General features: G+C 72.1%; 32 protein-coding genes. 18 read left to right on the top strand and 14 right to left on the bottom strand.

The window, feature by feature from the left end:
• The 4 genes from ACYVLJ_RS46775 to ACYVLJ_RS46790 all read left to right on the top strand — a co-directional run.
• A partial coding sequence (locus ACYVLJ_RS46775; protein WP_460440849.1) for an ABC transporter permease occupies window positions 1–320 on the top strand: 320 nt, incomplete at its 5' end.
• The gene (locus ACYVLJ_RS46780; protein WP_451972366.1) at window positions 305–1,006 is read left to right on the top strand and encodes an ABC transporter ATP-binding protein; all 702 of its coding nucleotides are present in this window, start codon (window positions 305–307) and stop codon (window positions 1,004–1,006) included. The genes ACYVLJ_RS46775 and ACYVLJ_RS46780, both read left to right, overlap by 16 nt.
• Entirely contained in the window at window positions 993–2,003 is a 1,011-nt protein-coding gene (locus ACYVLJ_RS46785) for an ABC transporter substrate-binding protein (RefSeq protein WP_460443593.1), read from the top strand. Before ACYVLJ_RS46780 ends, ACYVLJ_RS46785 begins: the two co-directional genes overlap by 14 nt.
• Window positions 2,000–3,103, top strand: coding sequence for an LLM class oxidoreductase (locus ACYVLJ_RS46790; RefSeq protein WP_460443594.1), 1,104 nt, complete (start codon window positions 2,000–2,002; stop codon window positions 3,101–3,103). The genes ACYVLJ_RS46785 and ACYVLJ_RS46790 overlap by 4 nt, the downstream gene beginning before the upstream one ends.
• Here the strand turns inward: ACYVLJ_RS46790 and ACYVLJ_RS46795 are convergent.
• The 5 genes from ACYVLJ_RS46795 to ACYVLJ_RS46815 all read right to left on the bottom strand — a co-directional run bounded on the left by ACYVLJ_RS46795 (window position 3,100) and on the right by ACYVLJ_RS46815 (window position 7,869).
• Window positions 3,100–3,687 carry a class F sortase gene (locus tag ACYVLJ_RS46795; RefSeq protein ID WP_460443595.1) on the bottom strand — a complete coding sequence of 196 codons (588 nt, stop codon included), beginning with the start codon at window positions 3,685–3,687 and terminating at the stop codon, window positions 3,100–3,102. The two genes, ACYVLJ_RS46790 and ACYVLJ_RS46795, sit on opposite strands and share 4 nt — an antisense overlap.
• Window positions 3,677–4,513, bottom strand: a complete 837-nt coding sequence (locus ACYVLJ_RS46800; RefSeq protein WP_460443596.1) for a DUF4397 domain-containing protein — start codon at window positions 4,511–4,513, stop codon at window positions 3,677–3,679. The genes ACYVLJ_RS46795 and ACYVLJ_RS46800 overlap by 11 nt, the downstream gene beginning before the upstream one ends.
• Before the next feature lie 19 nt (window positions 4,514–4,532).
• On the bottom strand, window positions 4,533–6,341 hold the full coding sequence (locus ACYVLJ_RS46805; RefSeq protein ID WP_460443597.1) for a glycosyl transferase: 1,809 nt from the start codon (window positions 6,339–6,341) through the stop codon (window positions 4,533–4,535).
• 95 nt (window positions 6,342–6,436) lie between these two features.
• Window positions 6,437–7,222 (bottom strand): IclR family transcriptional regulator, encoded by a 786-nt coding sequence (locus tag ACYVLJ_RS46810; RefSeq protein WP_460443598.1) that lies wholly within the window; start codon window positions 7,220–7,222, stop codon window positions 6,437–6,439.
• A gap of 56 nt (window positions 7,223–7,278) precedes the next feature.
• Entirely contained in the window at window positions 7,279–7,869 is a 591-nt protein-coding gene (locus ACYVLJ_RS46815) for a TetR/AcrR family transcriptional regulator (RefSeq protein WP_460443599.1), read from the bottom strand.
• 88 nt (window positions 7,870–7,957) lie between these two features.
• Between ACYVLJ_RS46815 and ACYVLJ_RS46820 the strand changes: the two genes are divergently transcribed.
• The 6 genes from ACYVLJ_RS46820 (at window position 7,958) to ACYVLJ_RS46845 (ending at window position 15,690) form a co-directional block, all read left to right on the top strand.
• Window positions 7,958–8,875: an oxygenase MpaB family protein gene (locus ACYVLJ_RS46820; protein ID WP_460443600.1), complete on the top strand. Its 918-nt coding sequence runs from the start codon at window positions 7,958–7,960 to the stop codon at window positions 8,873–8,875.
• A gap of 10 nt (window positions 8,876–8,885) precedes the next feature.
• Entirely contained in the window at window positions 8,886–9,911 is a 1,026-nt protein-coding gene (locus ACYVLJ_RS46825) for an LLM class F420-dependent oxidoreductase (protein ID WP_451972383.1), read from the top strand.
• A gap of 91 nt (window positions 9,912–10,002) precedes the next feature.
• Entirely contained in the window at window positions 10,003–11,994 is a 1,992-nt protein-coding gene (locus ACYVLJ_RS46830) for a neutral/alkaline ceramidase (protein WP_460443601.1), read from the top strand.
• Between the two features lie 11 nt (window positions 11,995–12,005).
• The gene (locus tag ACYVLJ_RS46835) at window positions 12,006–12,950 is read left to right on the top strand and encodes a sphingomyelin phosphodiesterase (protein ID WP_460443602.1); all 945 of its coding nucleotides are present in this window, start codon (window positions 12,006–12,008) and stop codon (window positions 12,948–12,950) included.
• Window positions 12,951–12,983: 33 nt separating this feature from the next.
• A complete protein-coding gene (locus tag ACYVLJ_RS46840; protein ID WP_451972389.1) occupies window positions 12,984–14,297 on the top strand; it encodes an MFS transporter in 1,314 nt (437 codons plus the stop codon).
• Entirely contained in the window at window positions 14,284–15,690 is a 1,407-nt protein-coding gene (locus ACYVLJ_RS46845) for a pyridoxal phosphate-dependent decarboxylase family protein (RefSeq protein WP_460443603.1), read from the top strand. The genes ACYVLJ_RS46840 and ACYVLJ_RS46845 overlap by 14 nt, the downstream gene beginning before the upstream one ends.
• A 62-nt stretch (window positions 15,691–15,752) precedes the next feature.
• On the opposite strand, the gene ACYVLJ_RS46850 is transcribed toward ACYVLJ_RS46845, so the two are convergent.
• From ACYVLJ_RS46850 to ACYVLJ_RS46865, 4 genes are read right to left on the bottom strand one after another with little or no spacing between them, the layout of a single operon-like run.
• Window positions 15,753–16,025: a DUF6295 family protein gene (locus tag ACYVLJ_RS46850; protein ID WP_460443604.1), complete on the bottom strand. Its 273-nt coding sequence runs from the start codon at window positions 16,023–16,025 to the stop codon at window positions 15,753–15,755.
• Between the two features lie 12 nt (window positions 16,026–16,037).
• Entirely contained in the window at window positions 16,038–16,781 is a 744-nt protein-coding gene (locus tag ACYVLJ_RS46855; protein WP_451972395.1) for a dienelactone hydrolase family protein, read from the bottom strand.
• Window positions 16,778–18,469 (bottom strand): MFS transporter, encoded by a 1,692-nt coding sequence (locus ACYVLJ_RS46860; protein ID WP_460443605.1) that lies wholly within the window; start codon window positions 18,467–18,469, stop codon window positions 16,778–16,780. Before ACYVLJ_RS46860 ends, ACYVLJ_RS46855 begins: the two co-directional genes overlap by 4 nt.
• Window positions 18,466–18,900 (bottom strand): MarR family winged helix-turn-helix transcriptional regulator, encoded by a 435-nt coding sequence (locus ACYVLJ_RS46865; protein WP_460443606.1) that lies wholly within the window; start codon window positions 18,898–18,900, stop codon window positions 18,466–18,468. Before ACYVLJ_RS46865 ends, ACYVLJ_RS46860 begins: the two co-directional genes overlap by 4 nt.
• A 142-nt stretch (window positions 18,901–19,042) precedes the next feature.
• On the opposite strand from ACYVLJ_RS46865, the gene ACYVLJ_RS46870 reads away from it, so the two are divergent.
• Entirely contained in the window at window positions 19,043–19,339 is a 297-nt protein-coding gene (locus ACYVLJ_RS46870; protein ID WP_460443607.1) for a hypothetical protein, read from the top strand.
• Here the strand turns inward: ACYVLJ_RS46870 and ACYVLJ_RS46875 are convergent.
• From ACYVLJ_RS46875 to mrf, 4 genes are read right to left on the bottom strand one after another with little or no spacing between them, the layout of a single operon-like run.
• On the bottom strand, window positions 19,336–20,385 hold the full coding sequence (locus ACYVLJ_RS46875) for a zinc metallochaperone GTPase (RefSeq protein WP_460443608.1): 1,050 nt from the start codon (window positions 20,383–20,385) through the stop codon (window positions 19,336–19,338). The two genes, ACYVLJ_RS46870 and ACYVLJ_RS46875, sit on opposite strands and share 4 nt — an antisense overlap.
• On the bottom strand, window positions 20,382–20,531 hold the full coding sequence (rpmF, locus tag ACYVLJ_RS46880; protein ID WP_460443609.1) for a 50S ribosomal protein L32: 150 nt from the start codon (window positions 20,529–20,531) through the stop codon (window positions 20,382–20,384). Before rpmF ends, ACYVLJ_RS46875 begins: the two co-directional genes overlap by 4 nt.
• On the bottom strand, window positions 20,531–20,785 hold the full coding sequence (locus ACYVLJ_RS46885; RefSeq protein WP_451972406.1) for a type B 50S ribosomal protein L31: 255 nt from the start codon (window positions 20,783–20,785) through the stop codon (window positions 20,531–20,533). The genes rpmF and ACYVLJ_RS46885 overlap by 1 nt, the downstream gene beginning before the upstream one ends.
• Entirely contained in the window at window positions 20,782–22,032 is a 1,251-nt protein-coding gene (gene mrf / locus ACYVLJ_RS46890) for a CobW family GTP-binding protein (protein ID WP_460443610.1), read from the bottom strand. The genes ACYVLJ_RS46885 and mrf overlap by 4 nt, the downstream gene beginning before the upstream one ends.
• Window positions 22,033–22,111: 79 nt before the next feature.
• On the opposite strand from mrf, the gene rpmB reads away from it, so the two are divergent.
• From rpmB to cobA, 6 genes are all read left to right on the top strand, one after another.
• Window positions 22,112–22,348 (top strand): large ribosomal subunit protein bL28, encoded by a 237-nt coding sequence (rpmB, locus tag ACYVLJ_RS46895; protein WP_460443611.1) that lies wholly within the window; start codon window positions 22,112–22,114, stop codon window positions 22,346–22,348.
• Entirely contained in the window at window positions 22,348–22,515 is a 168-nt protein-coding gene (gene rpmG / locus ACYVLJ_RS46900) for a 50S ribosomal protein L33 (protein ID WP_451972412.1), read from the top strand. The genes rpmB and rpmG overlap by 1 nt, the downstream gene beginning before the upstream one ends.
• The gene (gene rpsN / locus ACYVLJ_RS46905) at window positions 22,515–22,820 is read left to right on the top strand and encodes an uS14 family ribosomal protein (protein ID WP_460443612.1); all 306 of its coding nucleotides are present in this window, start codon (window positions 22,515–22,517) and stop codon (window positions 22,818–22,820) included. Before rpmG ends, rpsN begins: the two co-directional genes overlap by 1 nt.
• A 5-nt stretch (window positions 22,821–22,825) precedes the next feature.
• Window positions 22,826–23,059, top strand: coding sequence for a 30S ribosomal protein S18 (gene rpsR, locus ACYVLJ_RS46910; RefSeq protein WP_451972416.1), 234 nt, complete (start codon window positions 22,826–22,828; stop codon window positions 23,057–23,059).
• 155 nt (window positions 23,060–23,214) lie between these two features.
• A complete protein-coding gene (locus ACYVLJ_RS46915) occupies window positions 23,215–23,394 on the top strand; it encodes a hypothetical protein (RefSeq protein WP_460443613.1) in 180 nt (59 codons plus the stop codon).
• A 47-nt stretch (window positions 23,395–23,441) separates the two neighbouring features.
• Window positions 23,442–24,668: a siroheme synthase family protein gene (gene cobA, locus ACYVLJ_RS46920; RefSeq protein WP_460443614.1), complete on the top strand. Its 1,227-nt coding sequence runs from the start codon at window positions 23,442–23,444 to the stop codon at window positions 24,666–24,668.
• 17 nt (window positions 24,669–24,685) lie between these two features.
• On the opposite strand, the gene ACYVLJ_RS46925 is transcribed toward cobA, so the two are convergent.
• The gene (locus ACYVLJ_RS46925; RefSeq protein WP_460443615.1) at window positions 24,686–25,564 is read right to left on the bottom strand and encodes an alpha/beta fold hydrolase; all 879 of its coding nucleotides are present in this window, start codon (window positions 25,562–25,564) and stop codon (window positions 24,686–24,688) included.
• A 136-nt stretch (window positions 25,565–25,700) separates the two neighbouring features.
• Between ACYVLJ_RS46925 and ACYVLJ_RS46930 the strand changes: the two genes are divergently transcribed.
• Entirely contained in the window at window positions 25,701–26,543 is an 843-nt protein-coding gene (locus tag ACYVLJ_RS46930) for a crotonase/enoyl-CoA hydratase family protein (protein ID WP_451972424.1), read from the top strand.
• Window positions 26,544–26,545 lie beyond the last annotated feature (2 nt).

The following is a 26,545-nucleotide window of genomic DNA, read 5'->3' on the forward strand; positions in this document are numbered from 1 at the left end:
CCGACCCGGATCTCGTGGAGGCGTCGCGGGCGCTCGGGTTCAGCCGCGCGGAACGGCTCTGGCACGTCGTGCTGCCGGGTGCGTTGCCGCAGGCGCTCGTCGGGCTGCGGCAGTCGCTGGGCCTGGCCTGGCTCGCGCTGATCGTGGGTGAGACGGTCAACGCGGACGCCGGGGTCGGCTACCTGATCAACAACGCGCGGGAGTTCCTGCGCACCGACGTCGTGGTCGTCGGGCTCGTCCTGTACGCCCTGCTCGGCCTGGTCACCGATGCGCTGGTCCGGCTGCTCGAACGGAAGGTGCTGCGGTGGCGAACCCGGTAGCCGAGGTCCGTGACCTCACCAAGCGGTTCGGCGACCGCACTGTCCTGAAGGGACTCGACCTGACCGTCGAGCGCGGCGAGTTCGTCGCCTTGCTGGGGCGCTCCGGGTCGGGCAAGTCGACGCTGTTGCGTGTGCTGGCCGGGCTCGACCACGACGTGGAGGGCCGTGCGGACGTGACCGGGACCGTCTCGGTCGCGTTCCAGCAGCCGCGGCTGCTGCCGTGGCGGAAGGTGTGGCGCAACGTCGTGCTCGGCCTGCGCCAGGACGGCGTGTCCAAGTCCCGCAACCGCGCGCTGGCGGACAAGGCGCTGGGCGAGGTGCACTTGGCCGCGCACGCCGACGATTGGCCGCTGACGCTGTCCGGCGGTGAGGCACAGCGCGTGTCGCTGGCCCGCGCGCTGGTGCGGGAGCCGGACTTGCTCCTGCTCGACGAGCCGTTCGGCGCGCTCGACGCCCTCACGCGGATCGCGATGCACGGGCTCGTCCAGGACCTGTGGCGCAGCCACCGGCCGGGTGTGCTGCTGGTGACCCACGACGTCGACGAAGCCCTCCGGCTCGCCGGGCGGGTCCTGGTGCTCGACGGCGGCCGGATCGTCGCCGAGCACCGGCCGGGCGACGCCGACCACGACGACCTCCGCCGGCGCGTGCTGGCCGATTTGGGAGTGACCGAAGATGCAGTGGCGTAAGGGGCTGGCCGCGGCCGCGGTGGCGTTCGCGCTGGCCGGGTGCGGCTCGGCGACCGGCTCCGACCAGGCGGCCGTGCCGCCGCCGGTGAGCGCGGCGGACCTGGCGAAGGTGACGCTCAAGGTCGGTGACCAGAAGGGCGGCGTGAAGTCGCTGCTCACCGCGGCCGGCGAGCTCACCGGCCTGCCGTACAAGATCGAGTGGTCGACGTTCACCTCGGGCCCGCCGCTGCTCGAAGCGGCGTCGGCCGGGGCGATCGACGCCGGGCGGGTCGGCAACACCCCGCCGATCTTCGCGGCCGCGGCCAAGGCGAAGATCAAGGTGATCAGCGTGTCGCGCAGCAACGTCGAGCGGGAGGCCATCCTCGTTCCGCCCGACTCGCCGCTGCAGAACGCCGCCGCGCTGAAGGGCAAGACGATCGGGGTGGCGAAGGGCAGCTCGGCGCACGGCCAGCTGCTGAACACCCTCCACAACGCCGGACTGTCCACAAGGGACGTGAAGCTCAGCTTCCTGCAGCCGGCGGAGGCGTACGCCGCCTTCACCCAGCACCAGATCGACGCCTGGGCGATCTGGGACCCCTACACCGCGCAAGCGCAGCTCGAAGCGAACGCCCGCGTGCTCGCCGACGGCCGCGGCGCGTCCAACGGCCTGGGCTTCCTGACCGCCGGCACCGCGGCCCTCTCCGATCCCGGCAAGAACTCCGCATTGCGCGACTTCGCGAGCCGAGTGGTCAAGGCGCAGAAGTGGGCGGACACGCACCGGCCGGAGTGGGCGCAGGCGTGGGCCAAGGAGACCGGGCTCAAGCTCGACGTCGCGCGGAAGGCCGTCGACGCCGGGCGTGACCTGCCCATCCCGCTGGACGACTCCGTGGTGAGTTCGGAACAACAGCTCGCGGACGCGTTCACCGACGAGAAGACGCTGCCGGGCAAGGTGGACTTCGCCGCGTTCGTCGACCGGCGGTTCGCCCCCGAGCTGGATCAGGCGAGGAGCAACGGATGAGCATCAGGCTGCACTGGTTCCTGCCCACCAGCGGCGACGGCCGCACGATCGTGGAACGCTTCCACGCCAACCGGTCCCAGGGCCCGTCCGCGCAGCGCGAGCCGGACCTGGACTACCTGGCCCAGGTCGCCCGCGCCGCCGAGCGGCAGGGCTTCGAAGGCGTGCTGACCCCGACCGGCACGTGGTGCGAGGACGCCTGGCTGACCACGGCCGCGCTGATCCGCGAGACGTCGCGGCTGAAGTTCCTGGTCGCGTTCCGCCCCGGCGTCATCTCGCCGACCCTGGCGGCGCAGATGGCCGGGACGTTCCAGCGCCTGTCGAACGGCCGGGTGCTGCTCAACATCGTCACCGGCGGTGACGCGGTCGAGCAGCGGCGTTTCGGCGACTGGCACGACCACGACGCCCGGTACGCCCGCACGGACGAGTTCCTGACGATCGTCCGCGGCGTGTGGTCGGGGCAGCCGTTCACCTTCGAAGGCGAGCACCTGCGCGTCGAAGGCGCGACGACCCTGGCCGCACCCGACCCGGTGCCGCCGATCTACTTCGGAGGCTCGTCGCCGGCCGCGCTGCCGGTCGCGGCGCGGCACGCCGACGTCTACCTGACCTGGGGCGAACCGCCCGCGCAGGTGGCGGAGAAGATCGCCAAGGTCCGCGCCCTGGCGGGCGACCGGCCGATCCGCTTCGGCGTCCGGCTGCACACGATCTCGCGCGACACGTCGGCCGAGGCGTGGGCCGAAGCGCAGAAGCTCCTGGACGCGCTGAGCCCCGAGCAGGTCGCGAAGGCCCAGGCGCAGCTGGCCGCGAGCGAGTCCGTGGGACAGCAGCGGATGGTGGCGCTGCACGGCGGCCGGACGGACGGCGGCGTGCGCGGCCTGGAGATCCACCCGAACCTCTGGGCCGGCGTCGGCCTGGTCCGCGGCGGCGCGGGGACCGCGCTGGTCGGCAGCCACGGCGAAGTCGCGGACCTGCTCGAGGAGTACCACAGCGTCGGCGTCACCGAGTTCGTGCTGTCGGGCTACCCGCACCTGGAGGAGGCGTACTGGTTCGGCGACGGCGTCCGGCCGGAGCTCGCCCGGCGCGGGCTGATCAAGGAGGTCTAACCCCAGCGCGTCGAGGCGTAGACGACGATGTTGTCCCGGTACGACCGCTTCGCCGCGTCGAAGCTGCCGCCGCAGGTGATGAGCCGCAGCGCGCTGCCCGGCGCGGGGCCGTACACCGCGTCGGTGGGGAACGCGTTCTTCGGGTAGCGCTGGACACCGTCCACGACGAACCGGGTTTCCCCGCCGTCGGAGCGCGTGACGAACACTTGGTCACCGTCGCGCAGGTCGCGCAGCCGGAAGAACGGCGCCGGCCCGGACCGGGAGTCGACGTGCGCGGCGATCACCGCCGGGCCCGGGTCGCCCGGCACCGGGCCGGCGGCGTACCAGCCGACGTCCTCGAAGCGTTCCGGGGCTTCCAGCTGGTGGTCGGCGCCCAGGCCGAGCCCGACGAGCGCGGCCGCGTCCACGCCGATGGCGGGGATCCGCAGCCGCACCGGGTGCACGGCCGGAGCCGCGGGCAGCGGCTTCGGCCCGGTCGCTGACGTCGTCGTCGCGGTGGCCGTCGGTGCCGGCGCGGCCGGAGCCGCGGAACAGCCCGCGGCCACCGCCGCGACGACCAGGAGCGCGCCCAGCTCAGCGCGCACGCGCCACCCAGCGCCGGACGAAGAACGCGCCGAGCAGCCCGGCGGCCAGGAACGCCGCCCACCACGGCGGCCCGGACGACGGTGCCGTGCCGCCTCCGCCGGTTTCGACGCCGAGCTTCGGCGGCTGGGGCAGCGACGCGCCGTCGGAGATCGGGTTCGCCTTGAGCGAGCCGGAGTTCTCGGTGACCAGGACCGTCGTCGACGACCCGGCCTTGACGTCGACTTCGGCGGTCGACTTCACCGAGCCGCCGCTCAGCTGCAGCGGCCACCGGCCTTCGGGAACGTCCACATAGGACGACGTCTGGCCGTAGGCCGCGTCCTTGGCGAACGCGACGCCGGTGGGGCCTTCGACGGTGACCGGCGCGATCGCCGCCGAGCCTTCGACCACCCGCAGCCGGCCCTTGCCCGCCGCGGGCGCGGTGAGGTCGTCGGTGACCAGATCGCCCTTGAGCGTGCCGTCGGGTCCGTTCGCGAAGACCAGCAGCGAATAGGCGGTGCGCTCCGCGATGTCGATCGTCGCCGAGAGCGCCGGCGGGGTGCCGGCCGCGGCGTCGGCGGGCCGCATCGACAGCGTGTACTTGCCGGGGTCGAGCGAGGAGTACGGGGTGACCGCGCCGTAGCCGGCCTTGCGGATGACGACCTTCTCGGCTTGGCCGAACGGCGCGAAGTAGATGTCCACCGGCGGCACCTTCGGCGACAGGTGGCCGACCCGGATCCAGCCGACGCCCGGGCCGGGCGCGGTCGCCGCCTGGGCGGTCACGGGCGTGAGCGCGACGAGCAGGAGGGCCGCGGCGGTCAGCCCGCCGGGTCTGAGCAGGGTACGCATCGGCAGTTCCTTTCGCCGGTCAGGGAGAGGAGAACGGGACGAGCAGTCCCGGGGGCGCGAACAGCGGATAGGTGACGAGCACGCCGCCGCCGGTCCGGGCGACCGACGACGGGCGGAACAGGTCGCGCTGGCCGGTGTAGAACGCGGCCGCGCCGTCTTCGCCGCCGGTCAGCAGCACCCGGCGGCGCGGCTGCCCGGCGGGGTCCTCGCCGGGGACCTCGGGGAAGGCGGCGACGCGGACCGGCTGGAGCGCCGCGAGCGCGGCGATCGTCGCGATCAGGCGCGGGTCGACGCGGCCCGCTCGGAGCACGGCGACGGCGTCCGGGGCGAAGGCGATCCGCGTCGACGCCGCCAGCGCCGCACCCGCGTGGGCCCGCGCCGAAGCCTCCGACGGCGCGGCCGGGTCGGCGGGCGGCAGGCCGAGGCGGGAGACGGTCACTCCCTGGTCGCCGCCGCCGAAGACGGCGGTCGCCGCGGAACCGTCGAACGCGGCGTCGAGGGCCGGGTAACGCCGGCGGAGGTCGTTCGCGTCGCCGGCGAAGACGGCCCATTCGGCGGGCGGGCAGGTCGCGGCGCAGGCTGCGGGCGCGACGAGCATTCCGGTCGGCCAGCCGGCTTTCGCGAGTTCGGCCCAGGCCGCGTCGTCGACCAGCACGCGGGCGCCGGAAGCGTTGGCCCGCAGCCATTCCTGTGCGCCGGTGAGCGGGCCGGCCCGGTCGGTCGAAGGGCGCAGGGCGGGGTAGCCGTACACCCAGCCGGCGGCGACCACGGCGACGAGGACGGCCGCGGCGAACGCGACCGCGCCGCGGTGGCTCCGGTTCTCCCGGTGCGCTTTCACCCGCTGCCGGCTCGCCGCCTGGACGACCCCGGCGAGCAGCACCGGCGTGACCGGCAGCAGCAGGGCGAGCACGGCGGTGTCCGGGACGCCGGGGACGAGCAGGGCCGCGACGAGCAGCAGGCCGGTCACCGCGAGCGGGCGCAGGGCCGTCACGGCGAGCGCGGCCACGAGCGCGACGGTCGAGAGCACCGCCCACGCCGGGTCGAGCGCGACCCAGCCGGCGACCGTCGGCGGACCCGGGTCCGCCAGGTGCGGCCGGAGGAGCCCGGCCGCCGGGCCGAACGCGATGCCCAGGCCGAGGTTGAGCAGCACCGCCACGAGCGCGGCTCGCACCGGCGCGCGCCGCACCAGCAGCCAGCCCGCCGCGGGCAGGAAGACCAGCGCCAGCGGGGAGGTCAGCACGGCGGCCAGCAGGCAGGCCGCGGCCAGGACGTCGTGCCGGATCCGCGCGTCCGGCTTGGTGATCAGGACCAGGGCGCCCAGTGCCCAGACCACCGCGAGGTGCTCCACGACGACCAGCCGCTGCAGGCCGAGCGCGAGCGGCGACGCCGCGAGCAGCACCACCGCGGCCGCCGCGGCCCACCGCGTCAACCCGGTCCGGCGGGCCAGGAACCACAGCAGCACCGCGCCGATCGCCGCGGCCACGATCATCGTCTCGCGGACCGCCGCGAGCGCGGAGGCCGAGCGGCCGAAGGCGTCCGAAACCATCGTGTAGGCCGAAAGCTGCCACCAGCCGAACGGGCTGACGCCGGCGCCGCCCGCGTCCGTGAACGACGTGAGGTGGCCGAGGGCGTAGGCGTGGGCGACGCTCGCGGCTTCGGCGGGCAGCGCCGGGGCCGGCGCGGCGAGGTAGAGCACGCGCAGCCCGCCCGTCAGCGCCAGCAGTGCGAGCACGATGTCGAGGGACAGCAACCGGTGCGCGGCCGCCGGTCCCGGGAACGTCGCGGGGGAGTGGCCCGTGAAGGTCGTCTCCCGGCTGTGCTGGGCCATTGGACGGATCGTAGCCGCTCCCGATCACCCGTCCAGCTCGGGACGATTACGTCAGCCGGACGGCCTAGAGGCAGGAAAAGCCTTGTCCCGCAAGATTATTTCCGACCGTCCGGAGTGGAGCCGGAGAGCGTGCGGGTGAGCGCGAGTGCCACCGTCCGGACGGCGGGCGCGACCCGTTCGGTGCGCATCCGGTTGGCCCAGCCGGAAATCGAGACCGCGGCCACCGCGACGCCGCGCGCGTCGAGCAGCGGGCTGGCCGCGCACACCACGCCGACGCCGGATTCCTCGCGCTCCAAGGCGATCCCGTCCTCGCGAACGCGCGTCAGCTGCCGGCGCAGCAGTCCGGGCGCGGTGATCGTCTTCGGGCTCATGCGGGGTAATCCGGCGTCGATCACCTGGCTCACCACGGATTCCGGAGAAAACGCGAGGATCGCCTTGCCGACGCCGGTGGCGTGCGCGGGGAACCGGCCGCCGATGCGCGAAGGCAGCGTCGGCGCGTCCGGCCCGCGCAGCACGTCGAGGTAGACGACTTCGGTGCCTTCGAGGATGGCGAGGTGGACGGTGTTGCGCGTCGCTTCGCGGAGGTCGGCGAGGTACGGCCGCGCGGCTTCGACGAGCCCCCGCCGGGGTGAGGCCAGTTGGCCGATTTCGAACAGCCGCAGCCCGAGCCGCACGGAGCCGTCCTGGCGCTCGAGGAGACCGGTTCCGGTCAGGTGCCCGACGAGCCGGTGCACGGTCGTCTTCGCCAGCCCGGTCCGGCGGGCCAGTTCGGACACGCCGAGGGCTTCGTCGCCCGGCCGGAAGGCTTCGAGGAGCGCGGCGAGCCGGGCCGCGACGAGCCCGTCGCCGCTGACGCCGTCGTTCCGCCCAGCGGTACGCATGGGTTGAGTGTGCCCGATCGCCCGCGCGACTGTCACCAGGTCAGCGGGAGGTGGGTTCAGTGGTCGTCGGCGCCGAGCACGAGTTTCACGCAGTGGGCGACGAGCCGCTCGCGCGAGACCTTCAGCGAGCCGTCGAGGTAGGCGATGAAGACGTTGCTCAACGCCCCGACCAGCCCGATGGCGACCATCCGGCGCTCGGTTTCGTCGCCGTGGGACAGCTGCTCGCCGACGAGCGCGGCGAACACCGGCAGCAGGTGCAGGCCCCGGCGGGTCAGCGCCGGGTCGGTGAGCGGCGCGAGCAGCAGGACCCGGCCCTTGCGGGGGTCGTCGACGATCAGCTCGACGAACGCGCGCACGGCGTGCCCGGCCCGCAGCGTCGGGTTCGGCGCGTCGCGGACCGCGTCGACCAGGGCCTGCCGCGCCTGCTCGCCGACGTGCTCGTACACCGCCGCGACGAGCTCTTCGCGGTCGCTGAAGCTCTCGTAGAAGTAGCGCTCGGTGAGCTTCGCCTGCCGGCACACCGCGCGAACGCTCGTGCCGGCCGAGCCTTCGGTGCCCAGCAGCTCGAGACCCGCGGAGACGAGCTGTTCGCGCCGCAGCGCCTTCCGGTCGTCCAGGGTCGTGCCCGCCCACGTGCGGCCCGGCATGCTCACTCCTCGGTTGACTACAACTGTTGTCAGATCCTAGCCTGACAACAGCCGTGGTCAGTTCAAGACTCGACGAGGAGCGCTGCCGATGACGCCGGAACCCCTGGGGCCCGACTCGCTGACCTGGAAGTACTTCGGCGACTGGCGCGGCCTGCTCATCGCCCTGTGGGCCGGGTCGATGCAGAACATGCACCCCGGCCTCGGCGCCGGCGTCGAGCAGCACTCGCGGTTCTTCGAGGAGCGCTGGCAGCGCCTGTTCCGCTCGCTCTACCCGATCGGGGGAGTCGTCTACGACGGCCCGCGTGCGCACCGGACCGCCTTGGAAGTCCGCGGCTACCACGACCGCATCAAGGGCGTCGACGCGAAGGGCCGGCGCTACCACGCGCTCGACCCGGACACCTACTACTGGGCGCACTCGACGTTCTTCGTCAGCACCATCCTCATCGCTGACCACTTCGTGGGCGGCATCGGCGAAGCGGAGAAGCGGCGGCTGTTCGACGAGCACGTCACGTGGTGGCGGATGTACGACATGACCATGCGGCCGGTGCCCGACAGCTGGGAGGACTTCCAGCGCTACTGGAAGCACATGTGCGCCGAGGTCCTGGAGGACAACAAGGCCACCCGGGACGTCCTCGACCTGCGCGGGATCGCGAAGCCGCCGTTCCTGCCCTGGCTGCCGGACGCGCTGTGGCGGCCGGTGAGCGCGCTGATCGCTCGTAACTTCGTCTGGCTGACCAACGGGCTCTACGACCGGGAGGTCCGCGACCTGCTCGGCCTGCGGTGGTCCGAGCGCGACGCGCGCCGGCACCGGCGAGCGGGGAAGCTGATCAACGCCGTGTTCAAGCTCGTCCCGCACGACCGCCGCTACCACCCGCGTGCGCGCGCCGGCTGGCGGCGCGTGCGCGGCGAGGTGGCTCCGGACGCCGCCTTGGTCGAGACTCCACGCAGGAACCTGCCGCCGCTGTCGGAGCGGGGCAAGCCCGAGCACTACGCGCCGAACGTCTAGGAGGCATCACGTGAAGCTGGGATTCCACGTCGGGTACTGGGGCAGCGGCCCGACCCCGGGCGCGCTGGAGGCCGTGCTCAAGGCCGAGGAGCTCGGCTTCGACTCGGTGTGGACGGCCGAGGCGTACGGCTCGGACGCCTTCACGCCGCTGGCCTGGTACGGCGCCTCGACCAGCCGGATCCGGCTCGGCACGAACATCGTCCAGATGGCCGCGCGCACCCCGACCGCGACGGCGATGAGCGCGATGACCCTGGACCACCTCTCCGGCGGCCGGATGGTGCTCGGGCTCGGCGCGTCCGGCCCGCAGGTCGTCGAGGGCTGGTACGGCCAGCCGTACCCGAAGCCCCTGGAGCGGACGCGGGAGTACGTGGACATCGTCCGCCAGGTGATCGCGCGCGAGGCGCCGGTGACCCTGGACGGCCGGCACTTCCAGCTGCCGCTGCAGGGCGGGACGGGGCTGGGCAAGGCGCTGAAGCCGACGGTGCACCCGCTGCGCAAGGAGATCCCGATCCACCTGGCCGCGGAGGGCCCGAAGAACGTCGCCCTGGCGGCCGAGATCGGCGACGGCTGGCTCCCGCTGTTCTTCTCGCCCAAGAGCAACGCCTTCTACAAGGCCGCGCTGGAAGAGGGCTTCGCGCGTGAAGGCGCCCGGCACACCTTCGACACGTTCGAAGTGCCGTGCTCGATCCCGGTGATCGTCCACGACGACGTCGAGGAGGCGGCTTCGTGGATCAAGCCGTCGCTGGCCCTGTACATCGGCGGGATGGGCGCGAAGAGCGTCAACTTCCATCACGACGTCTTCGCCCGGCTGGGGTACGAGGACGTGGCGGACAAGGTCCAGGAGCTGTTCCTCGCGGGCCGCAAGGACGAGGCGACCGCGGCCATCCCGACGTCGCTGGTGGAGGACACGTCGCTGATCGGGCCGCCGGCGAAGATCCGCGACGAACTGCAGGCCTGGGAGGAAACGGTCGTCACCCAGCTCCTCCTGCGCGGCGACGCCGCCACGCTGGCGAAGATCGCCGACGCACTGGGCTGACCGGTACTTTTGCCGGGTTGCCGAGGTGGCGGCGCTCCCGTACGGTCCCCGACTAACGCGAAAGTAGTTCACGTTAGTCGGGGAGAGCCGTATGCGGATGAGCCGTCGCACCGTCCTGGCCGGAGCCGCCGCGCTCCCGTTCGCCGTCGCGGCCGCGCGGCCCGCGGCGAGCGGGCTGAAGGTGGGCGTCGGGATCGGGGACGTCACCGGACCCGCCGCCGAGAACGGCATGATGGGCTACTCCATGCCGCAGCAGCAGACCGCCGGCATCCACCTGCGCACCCGCGCCCGGGCCTACGTCGTCGACGACGGAACGCGCCGGATCGTCTTCGTCACCGCCGAGCTGGGCGCGCTGTTCCAGTCGGTCCACCAGGGTGTCCTGCGCGAGCTGGCCAGGAAGTACGGCGACCGCTACACCGAGCAGAACGTCCTGCTCAACGCCACCCACACGCACTCGGCGTGCGGCGGCGACTCGCACTACGCGGCCTACGACCTGTCGATCCTCGGCTTCCAGCAGCAGACCTACGACGCCGTCGTCGCCGGGATCGTCGACGCCGTCGGCCGCGCGCACGACAACCTGGCGCCCGGTGAGCTGACCCTCGGCCGTACCGAGCTGACCGAGGCCAGCGCCAACCGGTCGCGGGTCGCCTTCGAACTCAACCCCGACAAGGACCACTTCCCGCTCTCGATCGACCCGGCGGTCACCGTGCTGCGGTTTCGCCAGGGCGGCAAGGACGTCGGCGCGATCACCTGGTTCGCCACCCACGGCACGTCCATGAGCAACGGCAACCACCTGATCAGCAGCGACAACAAGGGTTACGCCGCCTACACGTGGGAGCACGACCACGCCGGCGTCCGCTACCTCGACGGCCCGCCCGGGTTCGTCGCCGCCTTCGCCCAGACCAACTCCGGCGACATGACGCCGAACCTGAACCTCGAGCCCGGCACGCCCGAGACCGAGTTCGAGAACACCCGGCGCATCGGCGAACTCCAGTTCCGGGCGGCGAAACGCGCGTTCGACGCGGCGACCGAAACGGTCACCGGCGGCGTCGACCACCGGCTGACCTACGTGGACATGTCCGCCGTCGACGTCGACCCGGCGTTCACCCCGGACGGGCGCCCGCACCGCACCTGCACCGCCGCGATCGGCGTCTCGATGCTCGCCGGCAGCACCGAGGACGGCCCCGGCCTGCCGCTGCCCGAAGGCGTCAAGAACCCCTTCATCGACTGGCTCGGCGGCATCGACGCGCCCATCCCGCAGGCGCTGGCCGACGCGCAGGCGCCGAAGGTCGTCGCGGTGCCGTTCGGGGCGATGAAGCCCTACCCGTGGGCGCCGGAGGTGCTGCCGCTGCAGATCGTCCGGATCGGGCAGCTGCACCTGGTCGCCGGGCCCGCCGAGTACACGATCGTCGCCGGGCTGCGGATCCGGAAGACCGTCGCCGCCGCGCTCGGCGTGCCGCTGGAAAACGTCCTGATGCAGGGTTACGCCAACGCCTACAGCCAGTACGTCACCACGCCGGAGGAGTACGACTCGCAGCAGTACGAAGGCGCGTCGACGCTCTTCGGCCGCTACACGCTCCCGGCGTACCAGCAGGAGTTCGGCAAGCTCGCCGCCGCGATGAAGGCGGGCACGGCCGTGCCGCACGGGCCGGTCCCGCGCGACCTGCGCGGCAAGCTCGTCACCTTCCAGCCCGGCGTCGTCTTCGACAGCGCGCCGCCGCTGAAGAGCTTCGGCGACGTCGTCACCGAGGCGAACAGCGGCTATCGGCGTGGTGACCGGGTATCGGTCGCGTTCGTGACCGGCCACCCGAAGAACGACCTCCGCCGCGACGGCACGTTCCTCGAGATCCAGCGCCTGGTCGACGGCCGCTGGACGCGGTACGCCGACGACGGCGACTGGGCCACGAAGTTCCACTGGACGCGCACGTTCGGCGCCGAGTCCCGCGCGGAAGTCACCTGGGACATCCCCGCGAACACCCCGATCGGCCAGTACCGCGTCGTGCACTCCGGGGCGTGGAAGCACGGCCTCACCGGCGCCATCGCCCAGCTGAGCGGGACTTCCCGCGCCTTCGTCGTTTCGTGAAAGGACCCCGCGTGCGCAGGACCGCCCTTCTCGCCGCCGTCGTCATCGCCGTGCTGACCGCCGCGCCGGCGCAGGCCTCGGCCGCTTCGCTGAGCGTGCTGAGCTTCAACCTCTGGCAGCTGCCGTGGATCGCCAACCCGGACACGTCGGACAAGGAGGCCCGGGCCCAGGCGGCCGAACGCGTCATCCGGGCGCAGGACACCGACGTCGTCGTGCTCGAAGAGGCGTTCAGCGCCCAGGCCGAGAGCCTCCGGGACCGGCTCGCCGACGCCTACCCGTTCCGGACACCGCTCGTCGGGCAGTACTGCTCGACCTCGCCCGGCTGGACGTCGGTCAGCGGCAACTGCTCGAACTCGCCGGTCGTCGTCAACGGCGGCGTCACCGTGCTCAGCAGGTACCCGATCATCGAGCAGCACCAGCTCGTCTACCGCAACTCCTACTCCGGGACCGCCGACTACCTGGCGAACAAGGGTGCCGCCCTCGTCCGGATCTTCGCCCACGGCAAGGCGCTCTGGCTCGCCGGCACGCACCTGCAGGCCGACGAAGCACCCGACACGCTGCCGAAGGCGCACCAGGTCCGGATGGCCCAGCTGGGCGAACTGCGCGACCTCGCCGCCGCGCGCGTCCCGGCCGGCGACGCGGTGGCCGTCGCGGGCGACCTCAACATCGAGTACCGGGCCGGGCAGGACCGCCGCGACGCCGCCGGGCGCACCCAGGCGGAGCAGGGCGCGGCGGCGCTCGGCGGAACGCTGCGCACGACGCCGGCGGGGGAGTACACCTTCGACGCCGTCACGAACCCGGACGCGGCGAAGTCCGTCCCGGCGACCTACCGCGACTCGCTGGACTACGTCGGCTCGCTGCGACGCGCCGAGGTCGGCCCGGTACGGCTGGTGCATTACGACGGTGGCACGATTCCTTCCGACCACTACCCGGTGCGGGCCGAGATCGAATACTGAGTCCTCATCGGAATCGCCTTCTCGAGGAGGACCATGGCGACGCTGTCCGGCCGGACGAGGTTTCGCTATTCGCTCGGCTCGTTCGTCACCGGGTCCTTCGGGACGGTCCCCGGCCTCGTCCTGGTCAAGTACCTGACCGACACGATGGCCGTGCCCGCCGGCTGGGCGGCCGCGATCGTGTTCGTGCCCAAGGCCTGGGACTTCTTCTTCAACCCGATCGCGGGCCGGCTGTCCGACGCGAACCTGCTCAAGACCGGCAGCCGGCGGCGGTTCCTGCTGATCGGCGGCGTCGGCGTCGCGATCCTGTTCGCCGCGATGTTCGCCCACCCCGGGCTGGGCGGGCCGCTGCCGGACGCCCTGTACGTGGCCGTCATGTTCGCCGCCTGCGCCACGGCGTACGCGTTGTTCCAGGTGCCGTTCAACGCGCTGCCCGCCGAGCTGACCGAAGACGCGACCGAGCGCACGAAGCTCACCAGTGTCCGCATCGGCGTGCTGGCCGTGACGATCCTGATCTGCGGCGGCGGCGCCCCGGCGATCACCGCCGCGATCGAGGGGGTCGCCGGCTACCGGATCATGGCCGTGGTGATCGGGCTGATCGTGCTGGCCGCGACGCTGCTGGTGTACTTCGGGCTCAAGGACGCGCCGGTCGGCTCGCTGCGGCCGAACACCGTGAACCTCAAGGAGCTCGTCCGCACACTCGCCGGCTGGCGGCCGTTCCGCTGGCTGCTGGGCACCTACTTCATCCAGGCGCTGGGCATCGGCACCGTGCTCGCCGCGATCCCGTTCTTCGCGCAGCGCATCCTCGGCAGCGACAAGTACGGCACGATCCTGTTCGTCATCTTCGTCGGCCCGGCCCTGGTCACCATGCCGCTGTGGCCGCGGCTGGGCGACCGGGTCGGCAAGCTCAACGGCTTCCGCCTGGCGACCGCGGCGTTCGCGATCGGCCTGCTCGGCCTGGTGTTCGCCCAGGAGATCCCGCTCGTGGTGTCGTTCGTGTTCGTCGCGCTCTGCGGCGTCGGGTACGCCGGGATCTCGGTGTTCCCGCTGGCCATCCTGCCGGACCTGATCACGGCCGAGGAGGAGCGCACCGGCGAGACCCGCGCCGGGATCGCGGCCGGCGTGTGGACCGCGGGTGAGACGCTCGGCCTGGCCTTCGGCGGCGGGCTGTGGGCGCTGATCCTCGCGTTCGGCGGGTACGTGTCGAGCACCGACGCCACGGCGTTCCAGCCGGACAGCGCGATCCTGGCGATCCTGATCGGGTCGTCGATCGTCCCGGGCGTGCTCATCGCGCTGGCCCTGCCGATGCTGCGGCGCTCGGTGCTGGAGCCGCGCCATGAACCCGCCTGAGGACGTCCTCACGGAGCTGCGTGAGCTGCGCGAGGGCGACCTGCCGACGCACGGCGGCCGCACGCTGGCCTACGTCTACGACAGCGGTCTGTCCGAAGTGGACACCCTCGGCGCGGCGGCGCACGCGCTGGCGTCGTCGGCGAACGGCCTCGACCCGACGGCGTTCCCGAGCCTGCTGCGCATGGAGAACGACCTCGTCGCCGAGGCTTCGGCGTTGCTCGGGGACGTTCCGGGCGTGGTCGGTTCGGTGACGTCGGGTGGGACGGAGTCGTGCCTGCTGGCGGTGCTGGCCGCCCGGGACTCGCACCCTTCGCCGTCGATCGTGCTGCCGACGACCGCGCACGCCGCGTTCCACAAGGCGGCGCACCTGTTCGGGCTGCGCCGGATCGACGTCCCGGTCGACCCGGTGACGTTCCGCGCGGACCCGGCCGCGATGGCCGCCGCGATCGACGACTCGACGGTCCTGGTCGTGGCGAGCGCGCCCTCGTACGCGCACGGCGTCATGGACCCGATCGCTCCGATCGCGGCCGCCGCGGCTGCCCGGGGCGTCCGGATGCACGTCGACGCGTGCATCGGCGGCTGGGTGCTGCCGTACTTCGCCCGGCTCGGCGCGGACGTGCCGCCGTTCGACTTCCGCGTCCCGGGCGTCACGAGCATTTCGGTGGACCTGCACAAGTACGCGTACTGCCCGAAGGGCACTTCGGTGTTGCTGCACGCTTCGGCGGAATTGCGGCGGTCGCACTACTTCGCGAGCGCGGCGTGGCCGGGTTACACGATGCTGAACACGACCATCCAGAGCACCCGCTCGGGCGGCCCCCTCGCCGCGGCGTGGGCCGTGGTCCGCCACCTCGGCCAAGACGGCTACCTGTCGCTGGCTGCTTCGGCGCGTACGGCGGTGTCGCGCATCCGGGCGGGCATCGCCGACATCGACGGCCTGCGGATCCTCGGCGACCCGATTTCGACGCTCATCGCGTTCACCGGCGACGACGGCTTCGACCTCTTCACGGTGGCGGACGAGATGAAGGTGCGCGGCTGGTACGTCCAGCCGCAGTTCGCCCACCTGTCGTCGCCGACGAACCTGCACCTCACGGTCACGGCGGCCAACCACGGCAGCGAGAAGGAGTTCCTCACGGACCTCGCGGCTTCGGTGGACGCGGCCCGCACCGCCGGGCCGGTGGAGATCGACCCGGCGGTGGCGGAGTTCGTCGCGGCCCTGGACCCGGCGACCCTGACGTCGGCACAGTTCGCCGGGCTCCTCGCGGCCGCGGGCCTGGGCGGCGCGTCGGGCCTTCCGGACCGCATGGCCCCGATCAACGCGCTCCTCGCGACGGCTCCGGCGCCGCTGCGCGAACGCCTCCTGCTGGAGTTCCTCGGCGCCCTCTACATCCCGTGAAAAGCCGTGAATGGCACATTCACGGACTCTAAGTCCCTCAATGTGCCATTCACGGCTTTGGGCTACTGGTTGCGCGAAGCCAGACCTTCGGGTGCGGAATTCACCGCCGCGTGGATGGCGTCGGCGAGCGCCAGGGCGTCCTCTTCCGTGAGTTCCAAAGCCACGCGGGCCGAAGCGCCCAAGCCCGGGTTGCGGAAGTCGATGTTCACCGTGTGGGCGTACGGCGCGTGGACCGGGTGGTCCACGTACACGGTCCCTTCGTTGAGGCGGAACCAGCCGCGGGCGCCCTTGCCGCTGCCTTCGAGGGCGAACTTCTCCGTGAGGTAGGTGCACATGAGCGGGTCCTCTCAGGCCGTGAGGGTGCGGGCGTAGAAGTCGAGGATGCGTTCCCAGCCGTCCTTGGCGGCCTCCGGGCGGTAGCTCGGGCGGTCGACGGCGAAGAACGCGTGGCCCGCGCCCGCGTACGTGTGGAACTCGTGCTCCTTGCCGTGTTTCTCCAGCTCGGCCGCCAGCACGGCGACCTCGTCGGGGCCGGGGAACTGGTCGTCCGCGCCGAAGATGCCCAGCAGCGGGCACGACAGCTGCGGCGTGAGACCGAGCAGCGGCTTCATCGTCATGCCCATGCCCTCCGGCGGGTCGTTGACCACGAACGCGCCGTAGCAGTCGACCGCCGCGTCGATGTCCAGCGAACAGCCCGACAGGAACGCCTGACGGCCGCCCGAGCAGTGCCCGATGACACCGATCCGGCCGTTCGCGTTTTCCAGGGCACGCAAGTAGTCCGCCGCGCCGGAGACATCGCCGACCAGGCGGTCGTCCGGGACGCCGCCGGCCGCGCGGACCGTGGCGGCCGCGTCGTCCGGGTCCGCGCCCGGGGCTTCGCGCGTGTAGAGGTTGGGGCAGAGCGCGTTGTAGCCCTCGACGGCGAAGCGGCGGACCATCTCCTTCGTCGCCGCGTCGTAGCCGGGCATGTGGTGGATCACCACGACGCCGCCGCGCGGGGTCGGGTCGGTCGGCTTGGCCAGGTAGGCCTCGAGCTCGTCACCGCCGTGGCCGGTGATGGTGACGGTCCCGGCGACGATCTCGTCGGTCATCGGTTCTCCTTTTCTTCCTCTGGGGTGTGGAAGTACCGGGCGCCGCGCGACACCGAAGCGAGCGCGGCGACCAGGGCCATCACCGCGGCCGCGGTGAACACGACCACGAGGCCGTGGTGGAACGGGCCGGACACCAGCTGCGGGAAGAACTCCCCGCCGGTGAGCGCCGACCGGTCGGCCGGCGAGAGCCCGTCGAGGACATCAGGGCCCAGCAGGTGCCCGACCGGGTTGCTGCCGAGGAACGCGGCGAACAGCGTGCTCACCGGCGGCAGCCGCGCGACGCCGTCCGCGACCGACGCCGGGACGCCGTGGGCCTGCAACCCGCTGGTCAGCGTCTGCGGCAGCGACGACGCCAGCCCGGCGATCATCAGCGAGAAGAAGACGCCGATCGACAGCGACGTCCCCGAGTTCTGGAAGGTCGCGCGCATGCCGGACGCGACCCCGCGTTGCCCGGTCGGCACGCTGCTCATGATCGCCGAAGTGTTCGGCGCGGAGAACATGCCCTGCCCGACTCCGCTGACGACGAGCAGCGCGGCGAACGCGGGATAAGGGAAGTCCACCGGCAGCGCCAGCAGACCCAGGAACGCGGCCGCGACCAGCAGCAGCCCGCCCGTGGAGAACAGCCGCGCGCCGAACCGGTCGGAGAGGTAGCCCGAGACCGGGCCCGCGATGAGGAACCCGACGGTCAACGGCAGCATGAAGATGCCCGCCCACAACGGCGTCCGCTCGTAGTCGAAGCCGTGCAGGGGCAGCCAGATCCCCTGCAGCCAGATGATGAGCATGAACTGCATGCCACCACGGGCGACCGACGTCAGCAACGCGGCGATGTTGCCCGCGGCGAACGCGCGGATCCTGAACAGGGACAGCTGGAACATCGGCGCGGCGACGCGCGTCTCGATGACGCCGAACAACAGGAGCAGCAGCACGCCCGCGCCGATCCCGCCGAGCACCCAGGGGCTGCCCCAGCCGGTCGCCGCGCCGCCGTAGGGCTGGATGCCGTAGGTGATCGCCGCCAGCAGCAACGCCGTCCCGGCCGCGAAGGTGATGTTGCCGCCCCAGTCGACCTTCGCGCGCTTCGGCGTGCCGACCTCGCGGAGGCTGCGGATCGACCAGATCGTGCCCAGCAACCCGAACGGGACGCTCACCCAGAACACCGCGCGCCAGTCGATCTCGGCGAGCAGCCCGCCGACGACCAGGCCCAGGAACTGCCCGGCCAGCGCGGTGATCTGGTTGACGCCCAAGGCCATCCCGCGCTGCTCGGCCGGGAAGGCGTCGGTGAGGATCGCCGCGGAGTTCGCCGTCAGCATCGACCCGCCGACCGCTTGGACGATCCGCCAGCCGATCAGCCACAACGCGCCGCTTCCGGCGTGGAACGGGTCGAACGACAGCGCCACCGAGGCGACGCTGAAGACGACGAAGCCGAGGTTGTACATCTTGACCCGGCCGAACATGTCGCCGAGCCGCCCGAGCGTCACCACCAGCACGGCCTGCACGAGCAGGTAGCCGAGGATCATCCAGAGCAGGTAACCGATGTTGCCCGGTGCGAGGGGGTCGAGGCCGATGCCGCGGAAGATCGCCGGCAGCGAGATGATGACGATCGAGCCGTCGAGCGCGGACATCAGCACGCCGAGCGTCGTGTTCGACAGCGCGACCCACTTGTAGCGGCTCGGAGCTTCGGTGACGGTCACAGCTCGTCCGCCAGCCGCTCGATCAGCGGGATGGCCGCGACGAGCTTGCGCTGTTCGGCCGGGGTGAACTTCTCGCCGAGGGCGGTGGCCATCTTCTCGGTGGTGCGCGACCGCCGGTCGGTGAGCAGTTGCACGCCCGCGGCGGTCACCGACATCAGCACCTTGCGCCCGTCGAAATCGTCCTTGCGCCGCTCGACGAGCCCGCGGTCGACCAGCCCGGCCAGCGTCACGCCCATGGCCTGCGGTTTGACACGTTCGAGGTCGGCGAGACACCCCGGCGTGGCCGGGCCTTCGCGGTCGAGCCGGGAGAGCACCGAGCGTTCGGGCAGCGTCAGCTCGCCGACGACGTAGCCCTGCCGCAACCGCCGGATCAGCCGGCCGAGCGCGACGCGGAGGTCGGCGCTGGCCTGGAGCAGCTCCTCGTCCGTCACGTTCGTCAACCTAGACTGATAAACCTGGGTTGATCAACTCGGACGGAACGGCCGCTATCGGGTGAGGCAGGAGGTTTCGCCCGGCTGGTGCCCGTGACCCGGTGTTAGCGTCCGAAGTGGACACATTCCGGGAGGCGAACACATGACCATGCCGCACGCCGTGCACGCCGGCCACGACCACGTCCACCGCGAGGGCTGCGGCCACGCCGCCGTCCCCCACGGCGACCACGTGGACTACGCGCACGAAGGGCACCTGCACCGGGCGCACGACGACCACTTCGACGAGTGCGAAATGTCCGGGCACGTACCGCACACCGGGCACGACCACACCCACGGCGACGGCTGCGGCCACGTGGCGGTGCCCCACGGCGAGCACGTCGACTACCTGCACGACGGCCACCGCCACGCGGCCCACGACGACCACTACGACGACCACTAGTGGACGTGGACCGAACCCCACTCCGGGAACGGGTCCGGCCCGGTCGCCGCACCCAGGCATTCCCGTAGTGCGGCCAGCAGCGCTTCTCCGGCCAGCTCGACGCCGATGAACACCAGTTCTTGACGCGGCTCGTCCGCGACGCCCTGGGGTTCGAAGCGCGCCACGGCGCCCGCCTGGGACCACAGCCCGGTCACCCCGGGCCGGGACGCCAGCGCGAAGAACCCCTTCGACCGCAGCACGGTGCCGAACTCGCCGGAGTCGAGCCGCCGGGCGACGAAGTCCCACAGCCGCGCCGGGTCGAACGGCTCGGCAGCGCGGAAGACCACGCTGGAGATGCCGTACTCCTCCGTCTCGGGCACGTGGTCGCCGTTCAGCTCGGCCACCCAGCCCGGCGCCTCCTGGGCGCGCACCGGGTCGTAGCGGCCGGTGCCGAACACCCGCTCCGGCGCGACCTTCCCGAAGCTGCCGGTGACGACGTCCGCGGCGGGGTTGAGCCGCCGCAGCGTCGCCACCAGCCGCTCGACGTCCGCGGCGAGGTCGGTCTTGTTCAACACCAGCACGTCGGCGAACTCGACCTGGTCCACCAGCAGGTCGCTCACGGTCCGCTCGTCGTCGGGATACTGGTCGAGCCGGCGCTCCACCAAGGAGTCGCCGGCCGCCAGCTCACGCGCGAAGTTCGCCGCGTCCACCACGGTGACCATCGTGTCCAGGTGGGCGACCGGCTCCAGGAACGTGAAGGTCGCCGCCACCGGCATCGGCTCCGAGATGCCGCTCGACTCGATGAGCACGTGGTCGAAGCGGTCGTCGGAGCAGAGCCGGGCCACCTCCTCGAGGAGGTCCTCCCGCAGGGTGCAGCAGATGCACCCGTTGGTCAGCTCGACGAGACGCTCCTGCGAGCGCACGAGCGCCGCGTCGATGTTGACCTCGCTCATGTCGTTGACGATCACCGCCACCCGCAGCCCCGCGCGGTTCGCGAGGATGTGGTTGAGCAGCGTCGTCTTGCCCGCGCCCAGGAACCCGGACAGCACCGTGACCGGGACGGTCACGAGTGGAAGTGCTTGATCAGGCGACGCGGGACCAGCCGGGTCTCGCCGTCGACCTTGATCGGCACCAGGTCCGGCACGGCGGCCTTCCACCGCGCCCGCCGGGACCGGGTGGTGCTGCGCGACTTCTTCCGCTTGGGGACGGCCATCAGCGCGTCCCCCGCTTGCCGTAGCGGCGGTGGAACTTCTCGACCTGGCCGGCGCTGTCCATGATGCGCTGGGTGCCGGTCCAGAACGGGTGCGACGCCGAGCTGATGTCGACCAGGACCAGCGGGTAGGTCTGCCCGTCGGTCCATTCGACGGTCTTCTCGGACGTGACGGTGGAGCGGGTCAGGAACGCGTCGCCGGTGGACGAGTCCTTGAACACCACGGGGTGGTAGTCGGGGTGGATGCCGTTCTTCACTGGTCTTCCTTTCGGTTCGCCGCGGTCGCGTCGTGCCGCGCCGGGTCGGTTTCGGTGTCCTCGCACGGCTCTTCGTGCCAGTCGCCGAACGGGTCGGCGTAGCGGTGCCACTCCGCCGGGCCGGCGGCCAGTTCGTCGTCGGTCAGTAGAGCGCTGCGGAGGGCGGCGTCGATCTCGTCGGGCGTTGTCTGGTCCGTCACGATGACGAGCTCCTGCGCCCGGTCGCCGTGCACCGGGTGCCAGCGCAGCGACGCCAGGGTGCGCCGCTCGGGGGAGACGTCCGTCCACTCCGGACCGTCCGGCGCCGCGAGCCACGGCCCGGCGTGCCCGATGCCGAGCCCGCCGCCGGCCGACTCGATCCAGAACGCGACGTCCGGCTGGCTGGCGACCCAGGCGCGCCCGCGGGTGCGGACGACGCCGTCGAGCAGGACGTCCAGCGCGTCGTGCAGCCGCTCGGGGTGGAACGGCCGCTGCGCGGTGAACGTGACGAGCCCGATGCCGCAGTCGGCGTGCACCGGCGGCTGGCCGCGCAGCAACGCGCCGTGCATGTCCGTGACCTCGCCTCGCCGGGCGCCGGACGGCACGGCGTCGAGCACGGTGTGTCCGTCGATGCGGCTCAGTTCCACCCGCGGGACGGACGGCGCAACGCGGTCGAGGACCGCGGACGCCTTCGCGGCGGTCCAGGCGTCGGTGGCCCCGCCGGCCAGCACGAGGACGTCGGCGAACTCGACCTGCGAGAGCGCCACCTGCGCGACCGTGCGCTCGTCCTCGGGGCCGGCCTGCAGGTTCCGCTCGGCCAGGACGTCGTCGCCGGTCGCGTCGGCGAGGAAGGTCGCGCAGTTCACGACGGTCAGCACCGCGCGCAGGTCGACGTCGTCGCGCACCGGGTGGTCGCCGACCAGGACGTTCCGGATCGCCCAGCTCACCGGCTCGGGCTCCATGGCCTCGTCGAGCCGGACGACGATCCGGCGCACCTGCGGCATCCGGGCCAGCCGCCGCAGCAGGGGCAGCAGGTCCTCGCGCAGGGTGCACGAGACGCAGCCGTGGGCCAGCTCCAGGACGGTCAGCTGGTCGCGCTGCTCCAGTCGCAGCCGGCGCCGGACGACGCCGGCGTGGATCTCCCGCAGGTCGTGGTGGACGACGGCGGTGCCGGGCTCGGCCACGCGCAGCAGCTCGGCGAGCGTGGCGTTCGGGCCCGGCGCGAGGCCGGTCACGAGGACGAGCGGGACGCGGGGGTGAGGGGTCACGAGTGCTCCAGGAATACGGACGGGGTACGGTGCGTCAGAGTAGATGAAAACGACAACCACTATCAACTTGGGAGGTCTCGTGTCCGCCGTGTGCCAGGTCACCGGCCGCAAGCCGGGCTACGGCAAGCAGGTCTCGCACTCGCACCGCCGCACGCCCCGGCGCTGGGAGCCGAACCTGCAGAACCGTCGCTACTTCGTGCCCAGCGAGGGCCGCTGGGTGCGGTTGCGCGTCTCCGCCAAGGGCATGAAGACGATCGACAAGCGGGGCATCGAGGCCGTCGTGGCCGAACTGAAGGCAAGGGGAGTGAAGCTGTAATGGCGAAGAGCACCGACATCCGCCCGGTCGTCAAGCTGCGGTCCACCGCGGGCACCGGGTTCACCTACGTCACCAAGAAGAACCGCCGCAACGACCCGGACCGCATGGTCCTGCGCAAGTACGACCCGGTCGCGCGCAAGCACGTCGAGTTCAAGGAAGAGCGCTGATGGCCAAGAAGTCCCAGATCGCGAAGAACGAGCAGCGGAAGGTGGTCGCGGCGCGGTACGTCGAACGCCGTCGCGCCCTGAAGGCCGTCATCGCCTCGCCGTCCGCTTCGCCCGCCGAGAAGGCGAACGCGGTCGTCGCGCTGCAGAAGCTGCCGCGCGACGCGAGCCCGACGCGCATCCGCAACCGCGATGCCGCCGACGGGCGTCCGCGAGGCTACCTGCGGAAGTTCGGGCTGTCGCGGGTGAAGATGCGCCAGGCCGCGCACAACGGCGAGCTGCCCGGCGTCGCGAAGTCGAGCTGGTGAGCCGGATGCCGAACCGGGACCGGCCCGCCAAGCGCAAGGTGAACCTGTTGCACGCCAACCGGATCACCCACGTCGACTGGAAGGACGTCGAGCTGCTGCGGAAGTTCGTCTCCGACCGCGGCAAGATCCGCGCCCGCCGCGTGACGGGACTGACACCGCAGCAACAGAAACAGGTCGCCACGGCGATCAAGAACGCGCGCGAGATGGCCCTCCTGCCCTACCCCGGCAGCGCGCGGTAATCCGGATGCCCACGCTGGGCGGGCGTGCGATCATGAGTTCACGCCCGCCCAGCTGCCCGAAGTCCTGCTGCCGGGGCCCCGTGCCTGCGGTTCGCGCCGCCGCTGTCGCGCCGGCAGCCCGCCGACACCGTGGACCGGCCCGGCGCCGCCGGGCGATGGGGGAGCGGGACCGCGCGCTGGGCTGGTTCGTCTCGTCGTTCCCGCTGCTCGGCGCGACGGCGGCGGGGTTCACGCTGGTCGTCGACGTCGAGGTCGTCCGCGCGAGCACGGCGAGATCTACGTCAATCCGGCGGCCCCCTGACCGCCGGAGAGTGGCGGTGTTCCGGGTGGCATAACGCACGCTGGGCTGGCGCGAGGGTGAACCGTCAATAAACTCCCGCCCATGGACGACCCGCACTACCTCTCCGGCCTGCAGCTGTCCGGCCGCCGCGTTGTCATGTTCGGCGGCGGTTCGGTGGCCCAGCGGCGGCTGCCCCGGCTGATCAGCGCGGGTGCCCGTGTCGAACTGGTGTCGCCGCACACGACGCCGTCGGTCCAGGGGATGGTGGACGCGGGCGAGCTGGTCTGGCACGAACGCCGCTACGCCTCCGGCGACCTGAAAGACGCCTGGTACGCGCTGGCCTGCACCGACGATCCCGACGTCAATGCCGCGATCTGCGCCGAGGCCGAGCGTGAGCGCGTCTTCTGCGTCCGCGCCGACGAAGGCGAGTCCGGCTCGGCGGTCACCCCGGCGTCGGGACGGCACGGCGGCCTGCTGTTCGGCGTGCTCTCGGGCGGCGAGCCGCTGCGCTCGGCCGCGGTCCGCGACTCGATGCTGGACGGCCTGCACAACGGCACGATCGAAGACGGCCGTCAGCCGCACCCCGAGGGCATCCTGCCCGGCGTCGCGCTGGTCGGCGGCGGCCCGGGCGACCCGGAGCTGATCACCGTCCGCGGCCGCCGGCTGCTCTCGCGCGCGGACGTCGTGGTCGTCGACCGGCTGGCGCCCCGCGAGCTGCTGGACGAGCTGGCGCCCGAGATCGAGATCGTCGACGCCGCCAAGATCCCGTACGGCCGCGCCGCCAGCCAGGACGTCATCAACCAGACGCTGATCGAGCGGGCCAAGGAGGGCAAGTTCGTCGTCCGGCTCAAGGGCGGCGACCCGTACCTGTTCGGCCGCGGCTTCGAAGAGGTGCTGGCCTGCGCCGAAGCGGGCGTACCCGTGACGATGGTCCCGGGCATCACGAGCGCGTTCGCCGTCCCGGCGGTCGCCGACGTCCCGGTCACCCACCGCGGCGTGGCCCACGAGGTCGTCGTGGTCTCGGGCCACGTCGCCCCGGGCGACGACCGGTCCCTGGTCGACTGGGAGCTGCTGGCTCGCCTGCGCGGCACGATCGTGCTGATGATGGGCGTCGAGCGGCTCCCGCAGTTCGCGAAGGCCCTGCTGGACGGCGGCCGCCCGTCGGACACCCCCGTGGCGATCATCGAGGACGGCACGATGCGCACCCAGCGCACCCTGCGGTCCACTTTGGACACGGTAGTCACGGACGCGGCGGCTTCGGGCGTCCGCCCGCCGGCGATCATCGTGATCGGCCCGGTGGCCGGCCTGGCCCCGCTGGAGCGTGCGTAGGGGCAGCACGCCGGAGGTCAGTCTTCGTAGCAGCTTGCCGCGAAGTCGCGGATCGCGTCCGACAGGCGGGTCGGGTCGAAGCGCAGCTCGACCGGGCTGCGGGCCTGGACGAACTCCGCGGCCGGCATGTCCACGGCCAGGGTGTCCGCGTCGCCGAAGGGGTGGATCGGGTCGCCCTGGTGGCCGATCACCAACGCGCGCGTCGTGATCTTGCGGCGCACCGACTTCGGCGGCGCGATACGGCCGAACAGGACGCCGTGCAGCAACGCCGCCATCGGGGCCGGCTGCTGCGAAAGCGTGTCCGTGACGACGTCGACCCACTGGTTGCCGTGCGGCACCAGGGATGCCACCAGTGCCACCGCCTGGACCGTCACCGGCAGGAAGCGGGCCGCCATCAGCAGCGGGGCGAACGTGATCAGCCCGGCGACGATCGCGTTGTCCAGCACCGGCATCTCGACGATCAGCCCGCGGACCCGCGCGGGCGCCTGCACCGCCACTTCCAAGGAGACGTTCGCGCCCAGCGACGTCCCGCCGATCACCGCGGACTCGACCTCGAGGTGGTCGAGCAGCGCGAGGGTCTGCTCCGCGAACGACGGCATCGAGTACAGCCAGGACTCGGTCGGCCGGTCGGAGTCGCCGTGGCCGAGCAGGTCGAGCGTGACGACCCGGAACCCGGCGCGGGCCAGCCGGCGGGCGAGCGGCGCGTGCATGCGGCGGGTCAGCATGATGCCGTGGGTCAGCACGACGACGCGATCGCCGCTGCCGAACTCGGTGTACCAGAGCCGGTGGCCCTCGTGGTCGAAGGAGCCGGTGAGCTCGATCGGCCGCGACGCGCGCCGGGCCGGCGCGGCCGGGGGGTCGGGCTCGATCGCGGTCGCGCTGCTGGCCGGGCTCATGTCCCACCGTCCTCCCCGCGTCGTGGTGCCGGTCTGTCCAGGAAAGCATCCCGTGACCACGTCGGCACAGTGAAATGGCCGTCAATTGGCGACGTGCCAATGGCGTGGCCAAGCGGGCATGGGTCAAGATGACCCCATGACCGCTACTAGTGACAGTCTGCCCGACCTCGTCTCCCTGAAGGTCGACGTCGACGGCCCCGTGGCCGAAGTGACGCTCCTCGGCCCGTCGAAGGGCAACGCGATGGGCCCGGACTTCTGGCGCGAGCTGCCGCTGGTGTTCCGCGCGCTGGACGCCGACCCGCAGGTCAGGGCCGTGGTGCTGACCGGCAGCGGGTCCCACTTCTCCTACGGCCTCGACCTGCCCGCGATGATGGGCGACTGGGCGCCGATGCTGGGCGGCGACAACCTGGCCGGCCCGCGGACCGCCTTCCTGGACCAGGTCCGGTCGCTGCAGGCCGCGGTCAGCTCGATCGCCGAATGCCGCAAACCGGTCATCGCGGCCGTTTCCGGCTGGTGCATCGGCGGCGGTGTCGACGTGGTCGCCGCCGCGGACATCCGCCTGGCCAGCGCCGACGCCAAGTTCAGCGTCCGCGAGGTGCGCGTGGCGATCGTCGCCGACCTCGGCAGCCTCCAGCGGCTCGCCTCGATCGTCGGCGAAGGGCACCTGCGGGAGCTCGCGCTGACCGGCAAGGACATCGACGCCGCCCGCGCCGAGAAGATCGGGCTCGTCAACGACGTCCACGCCGACCAGGACGCCCTGCTGAAGGCCGCGCGCGAACTCGCCGGGGAGATCGCTGCGAACCCGCCGCTCGTGGTGCAGGGTACGAAGCAGGTACTGGCGACGAACACCGAGCGCCAGGTCGCCGACGGCCTCCGGTACGTGGCGGCGTGGAACTCGGCGTTCCTGCCCAGCAAGGACCTCGGCGAGGCCGTTCAGGCGTTCATGGAACGCCGGAAGCCGGAGTTCAAGGGCGAATAGCA

Source organism: Amycolatopsis stemonae (assembly GCF_054781455.1).

What these genes read in the sequence shown, in the direction of transcription:
- rpsN (WP_460443612.1), top strand. Translation starts at nt 22,515, where the DNA reads ATGGCCAAGAAGTCCCAGATCGCGAAGAACGAGCAGCGGAAGGTGGTC.
- ACYVLJ_RS46855 (WP_451972395.1), bottom strand. Translation starts at nt 16,781, where the DNA reads ATGACCGACGAGATCGTCGCCGGGACCGTCACCATCACCGGCCACGGC.
- ACYVLJ_RS46785 (WP_460443593.1), top strand. Translation starts at nt 993, where the DNA reads ATGCAGTGGCGTAAGGGGCTGGCCGCGGCCGCGGTGGCGTTCGCGCTG.
- rpsR (WP_451972416.1), top strand. Translation starts at nt 22,826, where the DNA reads ATGCCGAACCGGGACCGGCCCGCCAAGCGCAAGGTGAACCTGTTGCAC.
- cobA (WP_460443614.1), top strand. Translation starts at nt 23,442, where the DNA reads ATGGACGACCCGCACTACCTCTCCGGCCTGCAGCTGTCCGGCCGCCGC.
- ACYVLJ_RS46870 (WP_460443607.1), top strand. Translation starts at nt 19,043, where the DNA reads ATGACCATGCCGCACGCCGTGCACGCCGGCCACGACCACGTCCACCGC.
- ACYVLJ_RS46815 (WP_460443599.1), bottom strand. Translation starts at nt 7,869, where the DNA reads ATGCCGGGCCGCACGTGGGCGGGCACGACCCTGGACGACCGGAAGGCG.
- rpmG (WP_451972412.1), top strand. Translation starts at nt 22,348, where the DNA reads ATGGCGAAGAGCACCGACATCCGCCCGGTCGTCAAGCTGCGGTCCACC.
- ACYVLJ_RS46840 (WP_451972389.1), top strand. Translation starts at nt 12,984, where the DNA reads ATGGCGACGCTGTCCGGCCGGACGAGGTTTCGCTATTCGCTCGGCTCG.
- ACYVLJ_RS46830 (WP_460443601.1), top strand. Translation starts at nt 10,003, where the DNA reads ATGCGGATGAGCCGTCGCACCGTCCTGGCCGGAGCCGCCGCGCTCCCG.
- ACYVLJ_RS46915 (WP_460443613.1), top strand. Translation starts at nt 23,215, where the DNA reads ATGGGGGAGCGGGACCGCGCGCTGGGCTGGTTCGTCTCGTCGTTCCCG.
- ACYVLJ_RS46800 (WP_460443596.1), bottom strand. Translation starts at nt 4,513, where the DNA reads ATGCGTACCCTGCTCAGACCCGGCGGGCTGACCGCCGCGGCCCTCCTG.
- ACYVLJ_RS46925 (WP_460443615.1), bottom strand. Translation starts at nt 25,564, where the DNA reads ATGAGCCCGGCCAGCAGCGCGACCGCGATCGAGCCCGACCCCCCGGCC.
- ACYVLJ_RS46820 (WP_460443600.1), top strand. Translation starts at nt 7,958, where the DNA reads ATGACGCCGGAACCCCTGGGGCCCGACTCGCTGACCTGGAAGTACTTC.
- rpmF (WP_460443609.1), bottom strand. Translation starts at nt 20,531, where the DNA reads ATGGCCGTCCCCAAGCGGAAGAAGTCGCGCAGCACCACCCGGTCCCGG.
- ACYVLJ_RS46845 (WP_460443603.1), top strand. Translation starts at nt 14,284, where the DNA reads ATGAACCCGCCTGAGGACGTCCTCACGGAGCTGCGTGAGCTGCGCGAG.
- ACYVLJ_RS46790 (WP_460443594.1), top strand. Translation starts at nt 2,000, where the DNA reads ATGAGCATCAGGCTGCACTGGTTCCTGCCCACCAGCGGCGACGGCCGC.
- ACYVLJ_RS46850 (WP_460443604.1), bottom strand. Translation starts at nt 16,025, where the DNA reads ATGTGCACCTACCTCACGGAGAAGTTCGCCCTCGAAGGCAGCGGCAAG.
- ACYVLJ_RS46805 (WP_460443597.1), bottom strand. Translation starts at nt 6,341, where the DNA reads ATGGCCCAGCACAGCCGGGAGACGACCTTCACGGGCCACTCCCCCGCG.
- ACYVLJ_RS46930 (WP_451972424.1), top strand. Translation starts at nt 25,701, where the DNA reads ATGACCGCTACTAGTGACAGTCTGCCCGACCTCGTCTCCCTGAAGGTC.
- ACYVLJ_RS46810 (WP_460443598.1), bottom strand. Translation starts at nt 7,222, where the DNA reads ATGCGTACCGCTGGGCGGAACGACGGCGTCAGCGGCGACGGGCTCGTC.